16 protein-coding genes are annotated in these 19870 nt (G+C 54.5%); 8 read left to right on the top strand and 8 right to left on the bottom strand.

Going from position 1 to position 19870, the window contains the following annotated elements:
- Positions 1 to 42: 42 nt before the first annotated feature.
- Positions 43 to 1110: a glycosyltransferase gene (locus HCX92_RS01415; protein WP_169293133.1), complete on the top strand. Its 1068-nt coding sequence runs from the start codon at positions 43 to 45 to the stop codon at positions 1108 to 1110.
- Here HCX92_RS01415 and HCX92_RS01410 read toward each other — a convergent pair.
- Positions 1097 to 1561 carry an Lrp/AsnC family transcriptional regulator gene (locus tag HCX92_RS01410; RefSeq protein ID WP_169293132.1) on the bottom strand — a complete coding sequence of 155 codons (465 nt, stop codon included), beginning with the start codon at positions 1559 to 1561 and terminating at the stop codon, positions 1097 to 1099. The two genes, HCX92_RS01415 and HCX92_RS01410, sit on opposite strands and share 14 nt — an antisense overlap.
- Positions 1562 to 1729: 168 nt before the next feature.
- On the opposite strand from HCX92_RS01410, the gene glmS reads away from it, so the two are divergent.
- The 3 genes from glmS (at position 1730) to HCX92_RS01395 (ending at position 5450) form a co-directional block, all read left to right on the top strand.
- Positions 1730 to 3562 carry a glutamine--fructose-6-phosphate transaminase (isomerizing) gene (glmS, locus tag HCX92_RS01405; protein WP_169293131.1) on the top strand — a complete coding sequence of 611 codons (1833 nt, stop codon included), beginning with the start codon at positions 1730 to 1732 and terminating at the stop codon, positions 3560 to 3562.
- A gap of 151 nt (positions 3563 to 3713) precedes the next feature.
- A complete protein-coding gene (locus HCX92_RS01400; protein ID WP_169293130.1) occupies positions 3714 to 4442 on the top strand; it encodes a tellurite resistance TerB family protein in 729 nt (242 codons plus the stop codon).
- A gap of 51 nt (positions 4443 to 4493) precedes the next feature.
- A complete protein-coding gene (locus tag HCX92_RS01395) occupies positions 4494 to 5450 on the top strand; it encodes a LysR family transcriptional regulator (protein ID WP_169293129.1) in 957 nt (318 codons plus the stop codon).
- Positions 5451 to 5464: 14 nt separating this feature from the next.
- On the opposite strand, the gene HCX92_RS01390 is transcribed toward HCX92_RS01395, so the two are convergent.
- A complete protein-coding gene (locus tag HCX92_RS01390) occupies positions 5465 to 7141 on the bottom strand; it encodes a thiamine pyrophosphate-binding protein (RefSeq protein WP_169293128.1) in 1677 nt (558 codons plus the stop codon).
- A gap of 81 nt (positions 7142 to 7222) precedes the next feature.
- Positions 7223 to 8665: an aldehyde dehydrogenase family protein gene (locus HCX92_RS01385; RefSeq protein ID WP_169293127.1), complete on the bottom strand. Its 1443-nt coding sequence runs from the start codon at positions 8663 to 8665 to the stop codon at positions 7223 to 7225.
- A 231-nt stretch (positions 8666 to 8896) separates the two neighbouring features.
- On the opposite strand from HCX92_RS01385, the gene HCX92_RS01380 reads away from it, so the two are divergent.
- A complete protein-coding gene (locus HCX92_RS01380; protein WP_169293126.1) occupies positions 8897 to 9199 on the top strand; it encodes a monooxygenase in 303 nt (100 codons plus the stop codon).
- Positions 9200 to 9437: 238 nt separating this feature from the next.
- Entirely contained in the window at positions 9438 to 10415 is a 978-nt protein-coding gene (locus tag HCX92_RS01375) for a tripartite tricarboxylate transporter substrate binding protein (protein WP_169293125.1), read from the top strand.
- Positions 10416 to 10471: 56 nt separating this feature from the next.
- On the opposite strand, the gene HCX92_RS01370 is transcribed toward HCX92_RS01375, so the two are convergent.
- The 5 genes from HCX92_RS01370 to HCX92_RS01350 form a co-directional block, all read right to left on the bottom strand.
- Positions 10472 to 10792 carry a DUF2149 domain-containing protein gene (locus HCX92_RS01370; protein ID WP_169293124.1) on the bottom strand — a complete coding sequence of 107 codons (321 nt, stop codon included), beginning with the start codon at positions 10790 to 10792 and terminating at the stop codon, positions 10472 to 10474.
- 2 nt (positions 10793 to 10794) lie between these two features.
- Positions 10795 to 11283: a MotA/TolQ/ExbB proton channel family protein gene (locus tag HCX92_RS01365; protein WP_169293123.1), complete on the bottom strand. Its 489-nt coding sequence runs from the start codon at positions 11281 to 11283 to the stop codon at positions 10795 to 10797.
- Between the two features lie 18 nt (positions 11284 to 11301).
- Entirely contained in the window at positions 11302 to 15189 is a 3888-nt protein-coding gene (gene cobN / locus HCX92_RS01360; protein ID WP_169293122.1) for a cobaltochelatase subunit CobN, read from the bottom strand.
- A gap of 4 nt (positions 15190 to 15193) precedes the next feature.
- Positions 15194 to 17152, bottom strand: a complete 1959-nt coding sequence (locus HCX92_RS01355; RefSeq protein WP_169293121.1) for a TonB-dependent receptor domain-containing protein — start codon at positions 17150 to 17152, stop codon at positions 15194 to 15196.
- A 303-nt stretch (positions 17153 to 17455) separates the two neighbouring features.
- Complete coding sequence (locus HCX92_RS01350) at positions 17456 to 17848, bottom strand: DUF2946 family protein (RefSeq protein ID WP_169293120.1); 393 nt, start codon at positions 17846 to 17848, stop codon at positions 17456 to 17458.
- Positions 17849 to 18082: 234 nt separating this feature from the next.
- Here HCX92_RS01350 and HCX92_RS01345 point away from each other — a divergent pair, with 234 nt between their 5' ends.
- Both HCX92_RS01345 and HCX92_RS01340 read left to right on the top strand, forming a co-directional pair.
- Positions 18083 to 18259: a hypothetical protein gene (locus HCX92_RS01345; RefSeq protein WP_169293119.1), complete on the top strand. Its 177-nt coding sequence runs from the start codon at positions 18083 to 18085 to the stop codon at positions 18257 to 18259.
- On the top strand, positions 18259 to 19821 hold the full coding sequence (locus tag HCX92_RS01340; protein ID WP_169293193.1) for a TerC family protein: 1563 nt from the start codon (positions 18259 to 18261) through the stop codon (positions 19819 to 19821). Before HCX92_RS01345 ends, HCX92_RS01340 begins: the two co-directional genes overlap by 1 nt.
- Positions 19822 to 19870 lie beyond the last annotated feature (49 nt).

Genomic DNA, 19870 nt, shown 5'->3' with positions numbered 1-19870 from the left:
CACATCAGGGGCTTTACCCCACCGCTTTACTCCGGAGTTCTTATGAAAATATTACAAATGAATTTTGAAAAAGGCTGGCGTGGCGGTGAGCGACAGACCCTATTCAGCATGCAGGAATTTCGCAAGGCCGGGCATGAGGTAGCCCTGCTGACCCGTGCAAACAATACGCTATCCAAACAGGCAATAGCCGAAGGTTTTACCGTCTACACACTACAAAAAGCCTGGCAACAATTGCCCTTTTTAATCCGAGAAGCAAAAAATTTCGATATTATTCATTCGCAAACAGCCAATACCCTTACCTGGCTGGTGCTTAGCAAGCTGTTTCACCATACCAAAACAGTCTATACCCGTCGCACCGCTTTTGATATTGCACCCAATAAAGAACGTATCACCGCCCTGAAATGGAAACGGGTTGACCTGTTCGTATCGGTTTGTAAGGCATCTACAGAAGAACCCAAACGACTGGGCGTAGACTCCATCGTGATTCCCAGCGCCATCCCATCCACCTACACTGCCAACCAAGAAAGGGCCGAGGCACTCATACAGGAATTCAACCTTAAAGATAAAAAAATCCTGGCAACCGCAGCCGCACTCACCTCGGAAAAGGACCCCTTAACCCTGATACGGGCTATTGGCCATTTGCACCGTCTCAGACAAGACTTTGTTTTCCTGCATTTTGGTGCCGACGGAGACCAGTCAGAAGCCTGTAAAGCCCTCATCAAAGAATTATCTCTTGAAAACGTTTATGTATTAACCGGTTTTCGCAAGCAAGTGGAGGACTATTACAGTGCCCTTGATGTCTTTGTCATGAGCAGCAAATTTGAAGGTGTGGGCGGCAGTGTATTTGATGCCTTCCTGCAGCACGTACCGGTTGTCTCCACCAATGCGGGTGGCCTGAAAGAAGTCCTGGCCGATGGCCGGGGCATTCTATGCGAAGTGGGTGACAGCCAGGCCCTGGCCGAAGGCATGCATACCATTCTGGAGCACCCGGAAGATGCCACCAGCATGGCTGCAAAAGCCTACGCCTATGTTATTGACGAACATAATGTGGAAAAAATGGGCCAGCGCTACCTGCATGCCTATGAAAAGCTGCTGGCTAAAGGTCGTTAATATACGTTTCAAACTTGCTGCGATTGACCGAAAAAAACGTGCGAACATTACGTACGTTTTTCCTGGCCGTGAATAAGCGATGCACCAGCTCATGATAGGCCGGCATATCAGCTACCTGGATCACCAAGATAAAATCCGGCCCTGTTGAAACGCGGTAACATTGTAAAACAGCATTTTCCCCATTCACCTCTTTCTCAAAAGCCGTATTGGCTTCCGCCGTCTGGACATCCAGGCTCACCTCAACAATTGCCGTCAGGGTACTGCCCGTTTTTTGCGGGTCAACAATGGCCACCTGCTTCTGGATGACCCCGTTTTCCTGCAAGTTGCGCACCCGTCGCAAACAGGTTGGGGCAGAGGCATGCACTTTTTCCGCCAGTTCCTGGTTAGTTAAAGAACTGTCTCGTTGCAACTGTTGCAATATACGTTTATCCAATTCATCCAATTCAAACATGGGTCTTCCTTATTTGAAATTAAATTTCATGTTTATTAAATAAATGAAATTATATTAATATGAATGCCAAAAATGAAATATTCAGTTATTAATACATCAATTTAGAAATTTAATTTCTTCCAATACAGGGCAGAATAGCATTTTTACTTATCCTAACGGAGTTTTCACATGTGTGGAATCGTTGGTGCTGTTGCGCAAAGAGATATTACCCCTGTTCTTGTTGAAGGCCTGAAACGCCTGGAATACCGTGGCTACGACTCATGCGGTGTGGCCCTGCATATTGATGGCCAATTACGGCGCACCCGCAGCACCCAACGTGTTGCAGAGCTGGAAATGCAAATCAGGGAAGACCATTTAAGCGGTTTTACCGGCATTGCCCACACCCGCTGGGCCACCCACGGCGCCCCTGCGACCCACAATGCCCACCCGCATTTTTCAGGGCAGGACAAAGGGGAACCCCGCATTGCCCTGGTGCACAACGGCATTATTGAAAACCACGACGAACTGCGTGAAGAACTGAAGGCCCTGGGCTACACTTTTGAAAGCCAGACCGATACCGAGGTCATTGCCCACCTGGTCAACCACCTGTATAACGGCGATCTTTTTGAAACGCTGCAGCAGGCCGTGCAGCGCCTGACCGGTGCCTATGCACTGGCCATTTTCTGCCGTGATGAACCGCATCGCATCGTGGGCGCCCGCCAGGGTTCACCCCTTATCGTGGGCATTGGCAACAATGAGAATTTCCTGGCCTCGGATGCCCTGGCACTGGCTGGCACCACCGACCAGATCATTTACCTGGAAGACGGTGATGTCATCGACCTGCAACTGTCCAAGGTGTGGATTGTCGATGCCAGCGGCAAACCCGTTGAACGCAAGGTGCACACGGTTCATGCCCATACCGGCGCCGCTGAACTGGGTCCTTACCGCCACTATATGCAAAAAGAAATTTTTGAACAGCCCCGTGCTGTGGGCGATACCCTGCAGGATATTGACAGCATCACCCCCGAGCTGTTCGGCAATGAAGCCTACCGGATTTTCAATGACATTGACAATATCCTGATATTGGCCTGTGGCACCAGCTCTTACGCCGGCCTGACGGCCAAATACTGGATAGAATCCATTGCCAGAATCCCGGTCAATGTGGAAATTGCCAGCGAATACCGTTACCGCGACAGCGTGCCCAACCCCAAAACCCTGGTTGTGACCATTTCCCAATCAGGCGAAACCGCCGACACGCTGGCCGCCCTGAAACACGCCCGTTCCCTGGGCATGGAGCACACCCTGACCATTTGCAACGTGCAAACCAGCGCCATGGTACGCGAATGCAAGCTGAACTTCATTACCCGCGCCGGCGTTGAAATTGGCGTGGCATCCACCAAAGCCTTTACCACCCAGCTGGTGGGCCTGTTCCTGCTGACCCTGGCCCTGGCCCAGGTAAAAGGCCGCATTAGCGAAGAAAAAGAAGCTGATTACCTGAAACAGCTGCGCCACCTGCCCACCGCCATCAGTGCCGTGCTGGCACTGGAACCGCAAATCATGGCCTGGGCCGACCGCTTCGCCAGCAAGGAAAACGCCCTGTTCCTGGGCCGGGGCATGCACTACCCCATCGCCCTTGAAGGTGCTTTAAAATTAAAGGAAATCAGTTATATTCATGCCGAAGCCTACCCGGCCGGTGAACTGAAACACGGCCCGCTGGCCCTGGTTACCGAACACATGCCAGTGGTCACCATTGCCCCCAAAGACGAGCTGCTTGAAAAACTCAAGTCCAACATGCAGGAAGTGCGCGCCCGGGGAGGCGAACTGTATGTGTTTGCCGATAATGATTCAAAAATTGCAAACAGTGAAGGCATGCATGTAATCCGCATGCCGGAACATTATGGCAAACTGTCTCCCATTTTGCATACCATTCCGCTGCAATTGCTGTCGTATCATACCGCCTGCTCACGGGGAACCGATGTGGACAAGCCCCGGAACCTGGCCAAGAGCGTGACGGTGGAGTAGAAGGCAAATCATTAGGACACCGGCATGGAGGTCATTTTCACATTGCCGGTGACATTTCATGAACCAATTGTGCTGGTTAGCATCTAACCCTGACTATTTCCTCGTTCCCACGCTCCGCGTGGGAATGCATATTTTCAATAAAGAGTAATAGATGTCCATACAAAACGTTTTACAGCAATTAATGCAATCTGCGCAGGGCCTGGTTTCTGGCCAAAACACATCCCAGGCCAACCCTGCCTCTACCTCAAACGGCTCGTCCGGCCTTAAAGGCTTTGCCGGTGGCGCCCTTACCGGCGGGGCACTTGCCTTATTAATGGGTAACAAGAAATTCAGGAAAATCGGTGGCAAGGTGGCCACCTATGGTGGCGTGGCCGCTTTAGGGGCTGCCGCCTACCATGCTTATGGCCAGTGGAAAGAAAACAAAACCCAGGCACCGCAAGCATCCAGCCAGCCGCCTGCCACCCCAGCACCTGCACAAATCGCCCATCAAACCCAGGCGTTCAACCAGCTACCTGCTCCCGAACTGGAACAACATAGCAAGCTGGTTCTGATCGCAATGATTTCCGCTGCCAAGGCTGATGGCCATATCAATGCAGAGGAACAACGCTTGCTGGAAGCCGAGTTTGACCGCCTGGATGCATCCCCCGATGAGCACGCCTGGATTCGTGCCCAGCTTAACGGCCCTGCCGACCCGGCTGCCGTTGCCAAACTGGTGCAAACACCCGAACAGGCGGCCGAGGCCTATATGGCCAGCGTGCTGGTGAACGGCGCCGACAGCTTCATGGAGCGGGCCTATTTGGACGAACTGGCACGCCAGCTGGGTCTGGAACAAAGCCTGAAAACCCATTTGGAGAATTCGGCTTTAAGCCTGCAGCAGTAAGCGGTTATGCCATAAAACAGAACTCACCCGGATCTTTGCTAAAATCTCCTCATGAACTCAGATGATTTGGCACTATTTGCCGCGGTTGTGCACGCAGGCAGCATTTCCCGTGCTGCCATTGAAAAAGGGATGGACCAGTCTACGGTGAGCCGGCGGGTAAGCCTGCTGGAATCCGAGGTGGGCGGCCGCCTGTTCCATCGCAGCGGGCGTGGTGTAACGCTGACTGAACGCGGGCAGCAATTAATGGTTTATGCCCAAACCATTTCCAGCACACTGGAAACCGCCATGCGGGCCATGCAAAAAGAAACCGGAACCGGCCCTGCCAGACTGCACATCGGGGCCCAACCCACGATTGCCAGAATGACCTTTGGCAGGCTTTATCATGCGTTCAGGGCGCGTTACCCCAATACCCGAATACGTTTCATTGAAGGACTGGCCAGCCAGCTGTTAAGCGATCTTGATGATGGCGACATTGATTTACTTCTGCTGTATCGACCTGAACATGTCGGTGCCCTGTCTTACGACCTCTTGCTGCATGAAGGCATATGGCTGCTCACACCACCGGATTTCACCCTGCCTGCCGCCAATAGCATTCCAGTCCGCCAGCTGGCAGACATCCCCCTGATCTTGCCCAGCACCCATCATGGCATCCGCCTGATGGCCGAAACCGTGGCGGCACGGCATGGTTTTCCCCTGAAACTGGCACTCGAATGCGATGGCTCCACCACCATGACCAAACAGCTCGTCATGGACGGCTGCGGGTGCACCATCCTGCCGCTGGCCGCAGCCATTGAGGATGTGAATGCGGGCCGCCTGAAAACCTATCGTCTTACCGACCCGGGTATCAGCCGCTGTGTGGCGCTGTTAATGGGCAAAACCCCCTGGGAATCCTCTGAAACCTGGCAAATCAACCAGATCATCAAACAAACCGTGGCCGAGCTGGTACAAAACCGGTACTGGCCGGACACAGAGCTTGATGCCGCCCTGCAACCCGGCCATTTTACGTGAACACCACCAGTGCCCTATACGGATGCCAAACGCAATTGCGGGTTAATCTGTGCCGGGTCGGTACACAGTTCCAACAAGGCGGGCTTGCCCGAAGCCAGTGCCCGTTCAAAAGCCACCGGAAAATCAGCCGTTTCCTGCACCCGTTCGGCATAGGCGCCAAACGCATGGGCAAACGTAACAAAATCGGGATTGGACAGCGCCGTTCCGGAAACCCGACCCGGATACTCCCGCTCCTGATGCATGCGGATGGTGCCGAACATGCCGTTATTGACCACTATCACCACCACGGGTGCGCCAAACTGCATGGCTGTGGCCAGCTCTTGCGGATACATCATGAAGCAGCCATCACCGGCAAAACAGACGACGGTTTTTTCAGGCGCATGCAGCTTGGCAGCAATCGCTGCCGGCAGGCCGTAACCCATGGCGCCATTGGTAGGTGCCAGTTCGGTGGCAGGCTGGCGGTAACGGAAAAAGCGGTGTACCCAGACGGTATAATTACCGGCACCGTTGGCAATAATCGCATCATCGGGCAATACATTATTCAAATGCGCCACAACCGCCCCCATATCCACACCCTTGTAATCCGCAACAGGTGTCTGTGGGGTAGAGTGCGTCATATAGTCGGCCCGGGCAGCGGCAGTCCAGTCACGCCATACAGGCTCAGATTGCGGCTTCAGGCGGGCCAATGCCGCTGCAGCTGCCGGCATGCTGCTATTGATGGGCAAATGCGCCACAAAAACACGGTTGAGTTCAGCCGGGTCGACATGTAAATGAACCAGGGTCTGCCCGGGGCTGGGCGAGGTGACCAGGCTGTATCCTGCCGTAGGGGTATCAGTCAGGCGTGAGCCCAGTACCAGCAACAGATCAGCCTGTTTGACCCGCTCAGCCAATTGGGGCGAAGTACCCAGGCCCAGCTGGCCAACATAATGCGCATCGCGATTATCAAACAAGTCCTGACGACGGAACGAAGCGGTCACCGGCAAATTATAAGCTTGAACAAAACAGGCCAGATCACGGTTTGCCTTTGGTGTCCAGCCGGTTCCACCCAACACCAGCAGGGGTTGTTTGGCCTGGGCCAGCAAACCGGCCAGTTCATCAAGGTCTTCTTGCGAAGGCGCAGCATGGCTAATGCGTACCGGCGGGGCATCTGCCACCGTGGCCGCATTGAAAAGGATATCTTCGGGCAAAGCCACTACCACCGGCCCGGGCCGGCCCGACATGGCAACACTGAACGCACGTGCCACCACTTCGGGGATACGCTCAATGTCTTCAATCTCGGTGGCCCATTTGGCCAGACCACCAAACATCTGGCGGTAATCCACGTCCTGAAAACCCTCACGCTCTTTCATGGTGGTTTCCACCTGGCCCACAAATAGAATCATGGGGGTAGAATCCTGTTTGGCGGTATGCACGCCATTACTGGCATGAGTCGCCCCCGGTCCCCGGGTGACAAAAGCAATACCCGGCCGGCCTGTGAGTTTGCCATAGGCATCGGCCATATTGGAAGCGGCACCCTCATGGCGAGTCACAATGGTGCGGATTTGCGAAGCATCGTGCAGGGCATCCAGCACCGGCAGGTAACTTTCTCCGGGTACACAGTACACGGTATCAACCTGGTTATAGCGCAGTGCCTCAACCAGAATCTGGCCACCATTGCGGGAAGGAATATCAGGCGTTTGAGCAATCGTCATGTTATGTATCTACTTCAAGTATTAATGGAAAAACTCGTTAATCAAGTCGGGGGGTTGATGGTTTTTAGTTCAAAAAGCCAATCAGGCATTCACATAAGCGGTTTTCACGGTGGTGTAGAACTCGGCGGCATACCTGCCCTGCTCCCGAGGCCCATAACTGGAGCCCTTGCGGCCACCAAAAGGAACGTGATAATCCACCCCGGCAGTCGCAAGGTTCACCATGACCATGCCGGTCTGGGCATGACGTTTAAAGTGTGTTGCCAGCTTGAGTGAGGTGGTCACAATCCCGGCACACAAGCCGAACTGCGTATCATTGGCCAATGCCAGGGCATGCTCATAATCACTGGCACGAATCACGGCGGCAACCGGCCCGAAAATTTCTTCCCGTGCAATGCGCATCCTATTGTCCACATCCACAAACAGGGCCGGAGACAGGTAGAATCCGTCATGCTGGCGTTGCAAACGCTCGCCCCCATACACCAGGCGCGCGCCTTCTTCCACACCAATATTGATATAAGACAGGTCGGTTTCCAGCTGATTCTGGTCAACCACGGGGCCAATATCGGTGCCCGCGGCCAGCGCATCATCCACGTTCAGGGCAGCCAGACGTTCTTGCATGGCCTGGACAAAATGGTCATGAATGCCGGGCGTGACAATCAGCCGTGAAGAAGCCGTGCAACGCTGCCCCGTTGAAAAATAGGAACCCTGGATCGCGCATTCCACCGCCACATCCAGGTCGGCATCATCTGTCACCACCAGCGGGTTCTTGCCGCCCATTTCCAGTTGTACCTTGCCCATGCGGGCCACCACTTTGGCCGCAATAGCCTGCCCGGTGGCGACCGAACCGGTAAAAGAAACCCCGTCCACATCAGGGCTGGTCACGATTTCCTCACCCACCACTGAACCACGTCCCATCACCAGATTCAACACACCGGCAGGCAAACCCGCCCGCACCAGGATATCCACCAGTGCCCATGCACTGGCTGGCACCAGTTCGGCCGGTTTGAATACAACGGTATTGCCGTAGGCCAGGGCAGGCGCAATCTTCCAGGCCGGGATGGCAATCGGGAAGTTCCAGGGCGTGATAATACCAATGACGCCTAAAGGTTCGCGGGTAATTTCAATATCCACCCCGGGGCGTACCGAAGGCAGTTTTTCACCGGCCATGCGCAAGACTTCTCCGGCAAAAAAGCCGAATATCTGCCCGGCACGGGCCACTTCGCCAATTGCTTCAGGCAATGTTTTGCCTTCTTCACGGGCCAGCAGCCGGCCCAGCTCATCTTTGCGGGCCAGAATTTCGGCCGAGGCACGGGCCAGGATATTGGAACGCTCTTGCATGGAAAACATGGCCCAGGCTGGGAACGCATCCCTGGCAGACTGAATGGCAGTTTTCGCCTGCTCAAGATCCGCCTGTCCAAAATCGCCAATAATGTCTTTAATATTGGATGGATTACGGTTGGTGCTGACTGATTCAGCGCTCACCCACTGACCACCTATATAGTTCTTAAATAATTGTGTACGCATATGAACCCGATAATTTGAAACCGGACTGCTTGTGAAAATGTGATTGCAGCCTTATGGTTTCGCAGTATATGGCATGCCAATGAATCCACCCATGCGCCCGGTACATACCAGCTTTGCCATACAGCCGTTTAGCTGCCCGCACATAGACACCCTGCTTTGCAGAACATTGGAGGAAGCAGTTCTGGGTAGTACACTAGAGACTTTCATCCCTAACTACGGAATCATGCAAACATGAAATACCTGCTCCAAGTTGACTTCCCCTACACCGGCCCCTGGGGTCAGGAAATGACCCGAATAATGAATGAGCTGGCCCAATCTATTGCGAAAGAACCCGGTCTGATCTGGAAAATATGGACAGAAAATGAAAGTGCCAATGAGGCCGGTGGTATTTACCTGTTTCAGGACAAATCCAGTGCCCTGGCCTATCTGGACATGCACGCCGCCCGTTTGAAGAGCTTTGGCATTCCCCATGTGAATGGAAAAATATTTGCGGTGAATGATGACTTGTCCAGAATTGACAATGCACCGGTTTAACCTGCTCCCACCACTGACCTACCGGTCTGGCGGGGGAGATTTTTACACAGTACCAAGTCCTGGCACCTCAGCCTGGTGCCATCAAGGCACGGCCAAAGCAAAGCTGGTATGCACCTGATGGATGGTTAAAAACAATAATTTGTCCTATACTTCGCCAAATTCCACATCATGGTAAAAACCACTTACAAGAAACTCCGAATATTTTAATAATGAAACAAACAACCAAAGGAGACCAATAATGAAAATAAAATGGCAATCCTTTCTGGCGGCAGCAGGCATGGCAATAGCCGTTTCAAGCGGCGCTGCCAAGGCAAACTCGTTCCCGTCACATACCATTACCATGGTGGTGCCCTGGCCACCCGGCGGCCCTTCAGACATGGGGGCCCGCCCTCTGGCCGCACATATGCAAAAAGTACTGGGCCGCCCGGTAATCATTGAAAACCAGTCCGGTGCAAGTGGCAATATCGGTAGCAACATGGTGGCCAAGGCAAGGCCCGATGGTCACACTTTATTGTTTACTTCCAGTGGCCCCATCGTCATCAACCCCTATGTAAACGCAGCAATGCCTTATGACGCCCAGAAAGACTTCACGCCCATCAGCAGCCTGTTGCAAGTGCCACTGGTATTGGTGGTGAACCCAACCGTTCCGGCCCATAATCTGCAGGAACTGCTAACATACATCAAGGGGCAGAACGGCAACTTTCATTGGGCTTCTGCCGGCAATGGCACCACGCAACATCTGGCGGGCGAACTTTTTCGGATAAACGGCAAACTGGATATGATCCATGTCCCTTACAGGGGTACCGCACCGGCCATCGCAGACCTTCTGCGGGGTCGCGTCACGATGATGTTCGACAGCACCATTGCCATTGTGCCGCATATCAGGGCAGGCAAAGTACGCCCTATCGCCATTACCAGCCCTGAACGCTCCAAGCTCTTGCCCAATGTACCCACGTTTGCCGAAGCCGGGCTGCCAGACGTGAAAATCTCTGCCTGGTACGGCCTGTTTGCACCTGCCAACACATCAACGAATGTCATCAACAAACTGAACTGGACCATCCTTGATTTCATGCAAACAAAAGAATACAAACGCATTCAGGATGAAACCGGTTCTGGCTCCGTACACGATACCCCTGAAGATTTCGCGGCTTTCATCAAACAGGAAGCCATCAAATGGCAAAACCTTACCAAGACTACCGGCACCAAAATTAATTAAAAACCGTTCACCCTATCCAGGGCAAACGGCTAGCACGTTAAATAACGAAGATTTTTTTAACGGGCGGCAACCGTTTCAGGCACATAAATCATGCGCCCGTCATCAAGCCGGTAGGTAATGCCGGCTTTTACACCCTGCCCCTGCCCGATTTCACCATTGGACTCATAACGGGTCAGCTCTTCACCCTCTTTAATCGTCATGGACATATTGGCCTTGCCAGGATTTTCAATCACAATCACATCCTGGGCGGCATACGGATTAAGCGGGTTAAGGGCAACCACCACCATCAAAATGCCAATCACCACCAGAAACAGGTCAATCATATTAACCACCGAAAGGATGGGATCGTCTGCGTCATCAGATTCCAGAAATCGCATGCTTAGGCCTCCTGCATGACAAGCAGGCCCTGGCGTTCCAGCTCACGCAGTTCCTGTAACAGCCAGCGCCGCCGCACCGTCAAAATGAAAAACGTAATGCTGGCGGCAATCAATGCCAAAATAACCGCAGAAAAAGCGGTCACCAGGTTCTCGCCAACACCGGCGGCATTGCCCCCGCCAAGCGCCAGCAAGGCTGGCCCCATGGGTATCATGGTGGCAATCAAACCCAGCATGGGTGCCGTGCGCGACACAATACGCAACAGTTCCAGGCGATGCATAATCCATAGTTCCAGATCATCTGCAGTGCCACCATGGCTGGCATGCCGCCGGCGTAGCACCCATTGCGCACGTTGCTGGCGTCTTTGCCACCACTCAACCGCAAAGCCACCCAGCGAAGCGAAGGAATACAACAGGCACAACAAAATCATTACAAGTACGGGTGCAAGGAAAAGACTGGCAAGTTCGTACAGGCCTGATTCAAGAAAGTTCATTTAATACTCCAAAAAAAATTATGCATGCGCATGCCCTGTACGGGTCCCGCGCCATTGGCGCAGGGCACCATACAAGGTGGCTGCCCCCAACAGGACAAATGAAAAAACCAGCATCCAGGGAAACGATGGCGGTGCCGTTTCCACCGCCTGCATAACCTGGCCACTAACCACAGACGGTGCCTGGGTGTCGGCGGCAGAAGCGGAGTCAGGTGTTGCGGCATCCATTTCTGCAGCCGCTTGCACCAGGCCAAAGCCCTGGGCCATGTCCGCCACAAAAGCCTGTGTCAGCGAATCTCCGGCCGTAACATCGAACTGCTGCACCAGTTCCTGCCAGCGCTCGGCCAGCGCCTGCCGGGTGGCTTCGGGCGCATCCCAATAGCCTTTGCGTATGGCTTCGGCCATGCGTTCCAGCAACTGCGCCTGGGCGGTTGGGTTGTGCTGCTCAAACCACTCATTCGTACCCAATTGGCGGGTATCTTCAATATAAGTGTCGAAGATGGCCTGCCATTGATCAGGCCGCACGGTAGCCGGGTCTACGGCCTGCCAGCCAAACAGGTTGTTAACCGTATCCACAACCTCCAGCGTACCGGCATAACCTTCAGTTTGCATGCCCTGTATCCAGTGCGGATTCAGGTATCTGACCCGCATTTCGTTGGAAAGAAAGGCTTGCATGGAAGTGGTCTTGGGTTCTTTGTGGCGCAAATCAGAGATATACAGTGGTGGGCTTTTGCCCTCCAGATGCCGGATCGCCACCGACAGCCCCCCCAGGAACTCGAAGGGATGATCGGTGGAAAGCACACCATGTATGTTTGATGTGCGTGACATGACCGCTGCATCGGTGCCCCGCAACTGGGCCGCCAGCAGGTTGACCGAAGACGGCTTGATGGCCCAGCCTTCACTGCCATAGGCATACTGCATGCGACTCAGGAACTGCCCGGCCAAGGCGGCATCCCCTTCCCACTGGGTGGATTGCTGCATCATGCCGGGCAGGCCCGTGCCATAATTGCCCGGCGCACTGCTGAAAATCCGATAGCGGGCAGCCTGCCCGGCCTCGTTTGCAGACATGCCCGATGCCAGCAATTCAGCCGTGATCCGCTTTGTATTGGACGCAACCGGATTATCCGGTTCATCCAGCTCCGCAAGCCGATTCATGGCCTCGGCCAGCAAGCGCATAAAACCGTCAAACTGATCCCGGTACACCCCCGTTGTCTGAATGACAACATCAATACGCGGCCGGCCCAGCGTAGTGGCAGGAATGATCTCCAGACGGGAAATCCGGCCATTGCGCGCCCATACCGGTTTCAGACCCAGCGCCTGTAAAACCTGCCCTTCGGTAATGCCTTGATGACGCACCGCCTCACCCGCCCACAGGCTGAATGCCAGGCGTTGGGGCCAGACGCCCTGATGCTCGCTGCGATAAGTATCCACCAGCTGCATCAATGCCGTGCCACCGCTTTCATAAGCGGCAGGCGTGGGCAATTTATCGGGTTCCAGCGCATACAGATTACGGCCGCTGGCCAAACCGGGACGGCGTATGGGATCGCCCCCCGGCCCCGGCAACACGAAACCGCCCGACAAGCCGCTTAATAACGCTTCCATCTCGCCGGTATCAGCCAGGCCTGCGTCCAGCTCTTGGGCACGCCGCAGATGCGCCTGAAGTTCAGGCACAGCCGTGGCAATATCTTCACCCTCACGCAAGTAACGGCTCAGGGTTTGATAAGGAACACTGCTTTGCAGCTTCGTGAAATCTTCCGCCAACACCCCATCCGGCAAGCCCAGCGCCTCATAAAAAGGCTGTCCCAGCTGTTGCATCACCACGAAAAGCCGGTGCTCCGGCGCAGAAGGCTGGCCAAAACGATGCAGCCCCAGTGGCATGGCGGTTTGGGCCAGTGACTGCAAGTGATCGTGCAAAACCTGCAGAAAACCCGAAAAATCCTCACGTGCCTGGCTTTCCTGCCAGCCCAAATCCTGAATCAGGCTGGAATCACGTGTGGCGGCCAGGATTTTTTCCATGACCGCCTGCTGCACGGCACCTTCATCAAGCTGCTCATACTCCTCTATAAGCGTCAGCATATCGCGCAGTTCGTCATAAAGCCCTGCCGGTGCGAAAGGCGGTGTTTGATGACTGATGGACACCGCCCTGCCCCGGCGCCGCGTTTGTAGCGCCTCACCGACGTTATCCTGGATATAAGGGTAGAAAACAGGTAAATCTCCCAATGCCAGGAAGGGATAGTCACGCATGGAAAGCCCCCTGTCCTTGCCGGGCAACCATTCCTGTGTGCCATGCGTGCCCAGATGGATCAGGGCGTTGGCACCGAACACTTCTCGCAACCACAAATAAGCCGCCATGTACAAATGATCGGGTGCTTTCGATTCATCGTGGTAATGACTGCCCATTTCCGCGGCCCTGGGCATTTGTGGCATGATCACCAGCTTACCCAACTTCATTCTGGGAATCACGAACGCAGGCACGCCATCCACCGTGCGTACCGCCCAATGGTCTGCCGGATTCCCCCAAACCGCCATGCCCTCGCGTGGCCCGGCCGGCAGTTTGTCCAGCCATGCCTGGTATTGTGACACCGGCAGCACCGCTGCCAGGTCACGGGCCAGCAGGTCTTCTGGCGGGCTGCTTCGGTACAGCATGGACAGCATGGCCTGGCCTTTTTCAATCATGTCGACTTCCTTGATGGGATCAATGTCGTAGCCCGCCTGCTTCAGCGCCCCGGTAATATTTTCAATACTGACCGGGACATTCAGGTGGGAAGCACCAAAATTGCGCTCACCGGGTGGATAATTCCAGAACATCAGTGCCAGCTGCCTGCCGCTGGCAGGCTTACGGCGCAACTCAATCAACTTGCGCAATTTATCCAGCAAACCGTCCACCTGTTCGGCCATGGGCACCGCCGCTCCGTCCTGCAAGACAGACAACACCATCGGATCGCTCATGCCCCAGGTTTCAGGAATAGCCATGAAGATCGGCACAACCCTTTGCGCCACACCACTGGGCGCTGCCAGCCATTGGACCTGATCACCCTCACGATAGGTCAGGGTCTGGATCGCGGGGATACCCAGTTGCGCCAGTTCGGCAGCGCGCTCGGTGCTGTTCTGCGTCATGCGCAGGTTGACCATCGCATCGGCACCGGCCGGCTTGACCACTTTCGTCAACGCCTTGGGGTCGTTACTGTCATACCAGAAGGCAACAGGCAAGATGTTTCTGGCTTCAGATGCGGCAATCAGGGCATCAATAAGCTGCGTCTGCATGTCACTGACCACGCCATTGTGAATCAGGAAGGCAACGTGGCCAACGGGCTGGGGCATGCGTGCCCGGGCCCAGGCCAGGTAAGGCTCAAGCGACTCGAATACCTGCGGGGCGGCCGGATGATAAAACCCCGTCTCAGGCACCGGTTCGGCAGCCGGCAGCGAGGCAATGGAACGGCCTTCGGCAAGGTCTTTGGCGGCCTGGAAAAACAAGCCGTAATTGCCGGTACCGCCGTTGGTGTAATAGCTGGACAGTTGCCGGGCCTGTTCGGCCGTCATGCCACCAAAGTCTTCAACACGGCTGCCAACCCTGAGCCAGGGGATATTCCCCTGCCGCAGGTTTTCACCGATCACACCATCCACTTCGGCACGGGCACTGGGCCGTGGCGTATCCAGCACCACCAGGCTGGCGCCCTGCAACCAATGCCCGGCGGGTGCACCTATCGTGCCAACATCCACGTGTTCAAGCCGGACACCCGCACGTTCGGCAATCGGTGCCAGCACATGGAATTTTGCCGGCAGCACCGAACGGTTGGTGACGACTTTGACAAGCGGTGCCGAAGCATCAACGGCAGGTTGAGCCTGTACAAACCCGGAAACACCCAGGCACCACAACAGCATCCATAGATTAAGAATGAGCTTTCGCATATGCTTAAAACCTCATTTCCATGCCAACGAACAAACGACGCCCTTCATCACTGAACACATAGTCTGCAGACTCATCGGCCAGACGCTTGTCGGTAAGGTTTTCAATACCCGCATGCAAAGTCACATGACGGTTGACATCGTAACTGCCGTACAGGGAAAGGATTGAATAGGCAGGCTGATACCCCGACCCTGAAGTCGTCCGTTGTGAACCGACATACTGCCACCTGAGGCTGGCGTCCCAGTCATCTGCCGGTTGCCAGTTCAATGTGGCATTGGCGGTATGGCGCGGTCGGTCCGTCAGGCGCGTTTTGCTGGTGCGATCCACCGCATCCAGATAGGTATAGTTGGTTTTCAGATGCAGGTTCCAGGGCAGCTCAACACCAAAGACCAGCTCCAGGCCGCTAATGCGAGCCTTGTTGATGTTAATGTACTCATGTGTTTTGATCTTGCCACTACACCCGGAAACACAGTGGCTATCAATCAAATCATCAACCTGGTTCAGGAATAGCATGGCATTGGCCTGCCAGCGGTCACCGGTATAATCAAACCCCGCTTCATACGACACCGAGGTCTCGGGCTTCAGGTCTGGGTTGCCGAAGATTTCTGAACCCCGCCCCCATGTACCGCGATATCCGGGTGACAGCTGTTTAAGTGTGGGAGCCCGAAAACCCTTGCCCACACCACCCTTGAAAACCAGCTCATCATTGAAGTGATACAGTACATAGGCACGCGGACTGGTCTGCCAGCCATAATTGGGATGATGGTCGAAACGGCTGCCAAGCAGCAACTCCCAGTTTTCCCCCAGCATCATTTCATCCTGCAGGAAAAAAGCCTTGTGGGTAGCATTTTCCCGGCCGGACGCATTCACGGTGGGGTCTTCCAGGGTTTCCTTGCGCAATTCACCGCCCAGCGTAACGGTGTGTCCAGTCAATGGCTCAAAGCTGATCATGCCACTGGCAACCTTATCGGTAAACTGGTGCGGGCCGGTGCTGCCACCGTCTGTCCGGTCATTGACACGCTTGAGGTTGGAGCGGTACAGCTTGACTTCACTTTTCCCCCAGTCCCAGTCTCCGGAATGTGACAGGGAAAGGCGCTGCCGGCGAATATTGTCATCTGAACGGTAAGTGGTGCTATTGCGCCAACGATCTTCTTTGCCGACACTCATGGTGGCGTCCAGGCGTTGCCTGTCATCAGGGGTCCAGGTTAATCCCACCGTGCCCAACAGGTCTTTCCGGTACCCCATGGAGGTCTCATGAAAAGCCGTGGGCGTTGCACTTTGAGGCGTGTATAAGGCCTGCGTATGTTGATATTGCCCGGACACCGTCAGGCCAAGCACGTCCTGTACCAGTGGACCTGAAATATAGGCACCCAGACGGTGACGGTCACCGCCCCGACTGGTGCGGGGAAAAACGCCATCGGCAGAAAAAACACTGACCCACTCATCGGTGGCACGTCGTGATATCACGTTGACGACTCCCCCAAGCGCCTCGGAACCGTAAAGCGAAGACATGGGACCACGGACAATTTCAATACGTTCAATGGCTTCCGCCGGCATCCAGCCGTGTTCAAAATCCGAACCAAAAATAAGGGGACCCGACTGGTTGATACGCATGCCGTCATACAGGACCAGGGTGTGGTCTGTTTTCATGCCGCGGATTGAAATACCCTTGCCATTAATGCCAACGCTACTCAACGTAACACCAGGGGTGCCCTCCACCGCCTGGGCCACATCATAAATCGGCCGATGACTCAGCTCCTCGCTGTTTAACACCGTGACACTGGCGGGTGCATCCTCCAACAAACGCTCGCTTGCCGATGCCGTTACCACAATGGGCTCCAATTGGGTAACACTGGCAACGCTGGTATTGGCCCAGGCAGTACCAAATAGGGCACCGGCTACCGTAGGGCAGGCCAAAACAGACAGGCGAAAACGTGATAGGCAAATAAAATTAAAATCTGTCATTTGTGAATTTATATATCTATTTATGTTTATAGGTAACAAAGCACGGACGTAAACTGATTGTGACGCCGGACGTTACCAGAGTCTGTAATAGACGATTGTTACCGATGCATTGACCGATTCACGGATCGCCGGAAAGACTTAATGCCTGGGCGCGGGCCTGATATTTGAAGCAGGTGCAAGAACAGGCAATAGCACAACCGGCCTGACGCTGTCGCGTAAGCGGGAATGGACAATAAACACAAAAAAACCTCGGAAAACAATCGTCAAGGCATGATTGAGGCGAACACAATCACTGGCAAAAAGTTAACCGAGGCTTAAAGGAGGGGCACGGGAGCCCAGCGGCGGGCCCAGGGCGGGCAAAGGAGGGAGTGCTTCATTGCCATGTAGCAATGGGGCAGGACGTTGCGTAACGAACGTCACCAATGCAGGCGCTTCCGATGCGGGGATTAATATTGGCGATGCAAGCAGGCAAAATGAGCAATTCTGATTGTCAAAATAATCGCCTGACGATGGCTCGACCGGCTGTCCGTTTGCATCCACCAGGATGGTGCTTGTACCGGCAACGGTACAAATGGTAATGGAAAATCTGCCGTCACGGGCGCCGGAAAAGTCGGGCATATAGCCCACAGGAATCAGCGCCCGGCACAGGAACGACAAAACCGTCAGGCAAAAAAGCATTTGCCAGACGCGTGTCATCTTGTATCGAGGTTGATCCTGAAAAATTCGCATAGTCCGCAACTATATCATATTCACCGCCTCACCCCAATGCTGAAATCAGACAAATTATTGCCCTTCACACAACCGGGACACCTGCCCATATGTCATGTTTGTGTCTTGTCATTGTCATATTCGCGTGCTAGGATCATGCAACGCTTAAATAACATTTAATTCAGCTATCTATGTTTATCCTACTTCAATTGAACCCAACTTATGGCTTCTGACACGGAACCACCCAGTACGAGGCTGGCCTGCGCCAGCCAGATTTCGATTGCCTTTTCCCCTGCCCGCCCCGCTACACCTCATAGCCTGCTTCGGCCCCATCCGTCCCGGGCCAATGTCACTGTACGCCTGTTTGCCTTGTCACGCCTTTACCCGAAAACACAATGATTGAACTGCTCATGGACCCCACCGCCTGGATCGGTCTTGCCACGCTTGTCGTTCTTGAGATCGTCCTTGGCATTGACAACCTCATTTTCATCGCTATCCTGGTTGAAAAGCTGCCCCCTCACCAGCGGGACAGGGCCCGTGTCATCGGCCTTGGACTGGCGTTACTCATGCGACTGGGCCTGCTTTCAGTCATTTCCTGGATCGTCACGCTCACCACCCCCCTGTTCAGTCTCTTCGGGCATGGTTTTTCAGGCCGCAGCCTGATATTGCTGGTCGGGGGGCTCTTTCTGCTTTTCAAGGCCACCACGGAACTCCACGAACGGCTTGAGGGGGTTTCTCACAAAGGGTCTGCCTCGGGCGGTTATGCCAGCTTTGGCGTCGTTGTCACACAAATTGTGGTGCTGGATGCCGTTTTTTCCCTGGATGCAGTCATCACCGCCGTTGGCATGGTAGACCAGTTGCCGGTCATGATGGCGGCGGTCATCATCTCCATCGGTGTCATGCTGGTCGCTTCCAAGCCGCTGACACGCTTCGTGAACGCACACCCCACCGTTGTCGTGCTGTGCCTGAGCTTCCTGCTCATGATCGGCCTGAGCCTGTTCGCTGAAGGCCTGGGCTTTCATCTGCCCAAAGGTTATTTGTATGCGGCCATTGGCTTTTCTATCATGATTGAAGCCCTGAACCAGATCGCCCGACGCAATGTTGTCCGAAAACAGGCCCGTTTCCCCATGCGTGAGCGCACTTCAAAAGCGGTTCTTCGCCTGCTGGGTGGACGCCAGTCAGAAGAGGAACACATCGGAGAGCTACCTGATGTCCCTGAAGACATAATGCCTGCCGCCTTTGCCCCGGAAGAACGCAGCATGGTCAGCGGCGTCCTGACACTGGCCGAACGCAACGTGCGATCCATCATGACGCACCGCTCTGATATCTCATGGGTGAACCTGGATGAAGATCCTGAAAAAATCCGTGAAAAACTGCTTGAAGTGCCCCATGGTTACTTCCCGGTCTGCCGTGGAACCATTGATAATGTTATTGGGGTGGCCCGTGTGAAAGACCTGCTTGGCGACCTGATCCGCGAAGGCAAAATCAATGAAAAAAACAGCTTGCGCACCCCGATCTACGTGCCGGAATCCATCACGGCCATCAACCTGATCGAAACCTTGCGCAGGGCCAGCGGGCAAATCGTTCTGGTCAGTGATGAATTTGGTGAACTCATGGGTGTGGTTTCACCCATCGACATCCTTGAGGCCATTGCCGGTGAGTTCCCCGACGAAGACGAAACCATGGAAATCCAGGCAACCGGACCCGGGCAATGGACAGTGGCAGGCTGTGCCGACCTGCATCAGCTGGAAATTGCGCTCCAGACAGAAGGCCTGGTTAGCGCGGAAGGTGACTATGCATCCCTGGGGGGTTATATGATCAGCCGGTTTGGCCGCCTGCCCAAAGAAGGAGAAACCCTGATCCATGAGCAGTTTGAATTACGGGTGGCAAGCATCGAAGAACAACGCATTGACACCGTTCATATACGCAAACTGGACCCGCCCAACTCAATCGAAACCTGATTCTGCCATATCCTGTTTCGGGTACCCCCGTACGGACATGGCAGAACTG

The sequence above is a fragment of the Advenella sp. EE-W14 genome (genome assembly GCF_012923605.1).
GTDB lineage: Bacteria > Pseudomonadota > Gammaproteobacteria > Burkholderiales > Burkholderiaceae_B > Advenella > Advenella alkanexedens.
This window is presented reverse-complemented; position numbering and strand designations above follow the sequence as displayed.

What these genes read in the sequence shown, in the direction of transcription:
- HCX92_RS01415 (WP_169293133.1), top strand. Translation starts at nt 43, where the DNA reads ATGAAAATATTACAAATGAATTTTGAAAAAGGCTGGCGTGGCGGTGAG.
- HCX92_RS01410 (WP_169293132.1), bottom strand. Translation starts at nt 1,561, where the DNA reads ATGTTTGAATTGGATGAATTGGATAAACGTATATTGCAACAGTTGCAA.
- glmS (WP_169293131.1), top strand. Translation starts at nt 1,730, where the DNA reads ATGTGTGGAATCGTTGGTGCTGTTGCGCAAAGAGATATTACCCCTGTT.
- HCX92_RS01400 (WP_169293130.1), top strand. Translation starts at nt 3,714, where the DNA reads ATGTCCATACAAAACGTTTTACAGCAATTAATGCAATCTGCGCAGGGC.
- HCX92_RS01395 (WP_169293129.1), top strand. Translation starts at nt 4,494, where the DNA reads ATGAACTCAGATGATTTGGCACTATTTGCCGCGGTTGTGCACGCAGGC.
- HCX92_RS01390 (WP_169293128.1), bottom strand. Translation starts at nt 7,141, where the DNA reads ATGACGATTGCTCAAACGCCTGATATTCCTTCCCGCAATGGTGGCCAG.
- HCX92_RS01385 (WP_169293127.1), bottom strand. Translation starts at nt 8,665, where the DNA reads ATGCGTACACAATTATTTAAGAACTATATAGGTGGTCAGTGGGTGAGC.
- HCX92_RS01380 (WP_169293126.1), top strand. Translation starts at nt 8,897, where the DNA reads ATGAAATACCTGCTCCAAGTTGACTTCCCCTACACCGGCCCCTGGGGT.
- HCX92_RS01375 (WP_169293125.1), top strand. Translation starts at nt 9,438, where the DNA reads ATGAAAATAAAATGGCAATCCTTTCTGGCGGCAGCAGGCATGGCAATA.
- HCX92_RS01370 (WP_169293124.1), bottom strand. Translation starts at nt 10,792, where the DNA reads ATGCGATTTCTGGAATCTGATGACGCAGACGATCCCATCCTTTCGGTG.
- HCX92_RS01365 (WP_169293123.1), bottom strand. Translation starts at nt 11,283, where the DNA reads ATGAACTTTCTTGAATCAGGCCTGTACGAACTTGCCAGTCTTTTCCTT.
- cobN (WP_169293122.1), bottom strand. Translation starts at nt 15,189, where the DNA reads ATGCGAAAGCTCATTCTTAATCTATGGATGCTGTTGTGGTGCCTGGGT.
- HCX92_RS01355 (WP_169293121.1), bottom strand. Translation starts at nt 17,152, where the DNA reads ATGACAGATTTTAATTTTATTTGCCTATCACGTTTTCGCCTGTCTGTT.
- HCX92_RS01350 (WP_169293120.1), bottom strand. Translation starts at nt 17,848, where the DNA reads ATGACACGCGTCTGGCAAATGCTTTTTTGCCTGACGGTTTTGTCGTTC.
- HCX92_RS01345 (WP_169293119.1), top strand. Translation starts at nt 18,083, where the DNA reads ATGGCTTCTGACACGGAACCACCCAGTACGAGGCTGGCCTGCGCCAGC.